The organism is Fulvivirga aurantia (assembly GCF_009711475.1).
Lineage (GTDB): Bacteria > Bacteroidota > Bacteroidia > Cytophagales > Cyclobacteriaceae > Fulvivirga > Fulvivirga aurantia.
On sequence record NZ_SMMD01000458.1, the window covers coordinates 1 to 2,912 of the forward strand.

Consider the following 2,912-nt stretch of genomic DNA (forward strand, 5'->3'; position numbering starts at 1 on the left):
GTGTTCAAGACCCTGAGGGTTTTTGGTCAAGAATTGCAGATTCTTTTTATTGGCAAAAACGCTGGGATAAAGTTGTAGACTGGGATTTTGAAAAACCAGACGTAAAATGGTTTGTAAATGCAAAGCTCAATATCACAGAAAATATATTAGAAAAGAACTTATTTCTTTTAGGCGATAAGCCCGCCATCATTTGGGAACCCAACAACCCTGATGAAGACCATCGCATACTTACTTACCGCGAATTATTTGAACAGGTTTGTCAGTTTGCCAATGCCATGAAAGAACAAGGCGTGGAAAAAGGTGATAGAGTTATTATCTATATGCCTATGGTACCGGAGGCAGCTATAGCCATGTTGGCTTGCGCTCGTATTGGTGCGGTGCATTCTGTAGTGTTTGCCGGATTTTCTTCAAAGTCCTTAGCAGATCGCATTGACGATTGCAAGGCAAAAATGGTGTTGACTTCAGATGGTAATTATCGTGGTGATAAAAAAATACCTGTCAAGGAAGTGGTTGATGAGGCTATAGCCGCTACCGATAGTATTGAAAAAGTAATTGTGCTTAAGCGCACAGGCCAGGAAGTTGAGATGAAAGATAATTTTGATCTTTGGTGGCACGATGTGATTGAAGGAGTCTCAAAAGAGAATAAAGCTGAGCAGATGGACTCTGAAGATTTACTTTTTATCCTCTATACATCTGGGTCTACCGGTAAGCCAAAAGGTGTGGTTCATACCTGTGGAGGCTACATGGTTTACTCTTCCTATACCTTTCAAAATGTATTTCAATATAACACTGGCGATGTCTATTGGTGTACCGCAGATGTAGGATGGATCACTGGTCACTCTTACATTGTCTATGGCCCATTGCTCAATGGAGCTACTTCTATCATGTTCGAGGGAGTGCCGACATATCCCAACCCAGGCAGATTTTGGGAAATATGTGATAAGTATAAGGTAAATCAGTTTTATACAGCCCCAACTGCTATTAGAGCATTACAAGCTTATGGTACTGAGCCGGTAGAGCCCTATAATCTAGATTCACTAAAGGTGATAGGTACGGTTGGTGAGCCAATAAATGAGGAGGCCTGGCACTGGTACCACGATCATATTGGTAAAGGGCACTGTCCTATAGTAGATACCTGGTGGCAAACAGAAACGGGAGGAATAATGATCTCTCCAATTGCAGGAGTTACACCTACCAAGCCGGGCTATGCTACTTTGCCATTGCCTGGGGTGCAGTTAGCCATTCTTGATAATGAAGGTAAAGAGTTAAAAGGGAAGAACGTAGAGGGTAACCTCTGTTTAAAGTACCCATGGCCTGGTATAATCAGGACTACTTATGGAGACCATGATAGATGTAAGCAGGTTTATTTTTCAAGCTTTGAGGGTTATTATTTCAGCGGAGATGGTGTAAAGAGAGATGAAGATGGTTATTATAGGATTTTAGGCCGTGTTGATGATGTAATCAATGTTTCTGGCCACAGAATGGGAACCGCTGAAGTAGAAAATGCCATAAATGAGCACCCAAAAGTAAATGAATCGGCAGTTGTGGGTTATCCGCACGAGATTAAGGGTCAGGGAATTTATGCCTACGTCATTTGTGACATGGAAGGTAGGTCGGAAGAAAACCTCAAAGAAGAAATAAGACAAACTGTCACTAAGATTATTGGTCCAATAGCTAAGCCGGATAAAATTCAGATTGTTTCGGGCTTACCAAAAACAAGATCAGGTAAGATTATGCGAAGGATCCTACGGAAAATAGCATCTGGCGACACAGACAATATGGGTGATACCTCAACACTCCTCAACCCCGATGTGGTGGAGGAGATTATGGAGGGAAGTAAATAACGGATTTACTATCTACCGGCTGCTTATATCAGCCGGTAGTTAACATTACATTCTATAACAAACGGCATTTATATTCATGCCAGCTCCTACAGAAGCCAACATGATGATGTCTCCCTCGCTCACAGAATGCCCATCTAACCGTTTCTTCAACACCAAATCGAGCAACGTGGGTACCGTTGCAACTGAGCTATTGCCTAACTTATGTATACTCATCGGCATTATTTTCTTAGGTATCTCCTTGATGCCATAAAGCCTATAAAATCTTTTAATTATTCCCTCATCCAGCTTTTCATTAGCTTGATGTATAAAGACCTTTTTTACATCATTAATAGCTACATTAGCTTTTTTCAGACACGATTTCATGGCCGCAGGTACATGGGTCAAAGCATATTCAAATACCTTTCTTCCTTTCATTTTTATAAATCTTACCCTCGGGTCTGACTCCGGAAAATTAGACTTTCCCAAGTGTAGGTAATAAGCTTCATCTTCACAGTGAGCAAGAGCACTTGTGGCTAAAATGCCCTTATCTTCTTCATCTGATTTTTCTAAAATACATGCACCTGCTCCATCACTAAAAATCATACTGTCTCGATCATACGGATCCAAAACTCGCGAGAGAGTTTCCGTACCTATAATAAGGCATTTTTTAGCGAGGCCTGCCTTTATAAAAGCATCAGCCTGAATCAATCCTTGTATCCAGCCGGGACACCCGAAGAGAATATCATAAGGGATACACATGGGGTTTTTTATGCCAAGATTGTGTTTTATTCTGGAAGCAATTGCTGGCAAGACATCAGTTTGGATCGAGTGCTTTTGTACATCACCAAAATTATGTGCTACAATCACCTGATCAATGGTTTCTGGATCAATACCACTGTCTTGAATGGCTGCTCTAGCGGCTTCTGTACCTATGGCGGAAGCAGTTAGATCAGCTGTAGCGTAGCGCCTTTCTTCTATCCCGGTTATTTGTTGAAATTTGGTAATTATTTCTTCCGGTGAGCGGTCAATCACTGAGTTGTCGTCAAGATAGAACTCATGAACTGCGAAATCCTTGTTGGTTTTAGTTAA

General features: G+C 41.3%; 2 protein-coding genes. One reads left to right on the forward strand and one right to left on the reverse strand.

Features of this window, described 5'->3' with window-relative positions; all coding sequences use genetic code 11:
- A partial coding sequence (gene acs, locus E1176_RS03000; protein WP_155209097.1) for an acetate--CoA ligase occupies window positions 1-1,844 on the forward strand: 1,844 nt, incomplete at its 5' end.
- A 45-nt stretch (window positions 1,845-1,889) separates the two neighbouring features.
- Here acs and E1176_RS03005 read toward each other — a convergent pair.
- A partial coding sequence (locus E1176_RS03005; RefSeq protein WP_155209098.1) for a 3-oxoacyl-ACP synthase III family protein occupies window positions 1,890-2,912 on the reverse strand: 1,023 nt, incomplete at its 5' end.